Annotated in this window: 1 rRNA gene; it reads right to left on the bottom strand. The window is 44.6% G+C overall.

The window, feature by feature from the left end:
* Positions 1-129 precede the first annotated feature (129 nt).
* Positions 130-244 (bottom strand): 5S ribosomal RNA (gene rrf / locus H4J57_RS19705).
* Positions 245-251 lie beyond the last annotated feature (7 nt).

Here is a 251-nt window from a genome sequence, read left to right as displayed (position 1 = left end):
ACATGGGCATGTCGAAACATAAGTCACACTACTTTTGTTATTAGTGCATGCTAGTTATGGGTTTTGTCTTTTTTAAACGCCAGAAAGCAAAAAACCCGTAGCATCAGCTACGGGTTTTTCTAATTGGAAGCCTAGCAATGTCCTACTCTCACATGGGAACTCCCACACTACCATCGGCGCTACTGCGTTTCACTTCTGAGTTCGGAATGGGATCAGGTGGTGCCACAGTGCTATTGTCGCTAGACAAAAAG

The sequence above is a fragment of the Colwellia sp. BRX8-7 genome (genome assembly GCF_014077275.1).
In the GTDB taxonomy this organism is placed as follows: Bacteria; Pseudomonadota; Gammaproteobacteria; order Enterobacterales; family Alteromonadaceae; genus Colwellia_A.
Note: the sequence above shows the minus strand (reverse complement) of the source record. Positions and strands in the feature narration are given on the sequence as shown.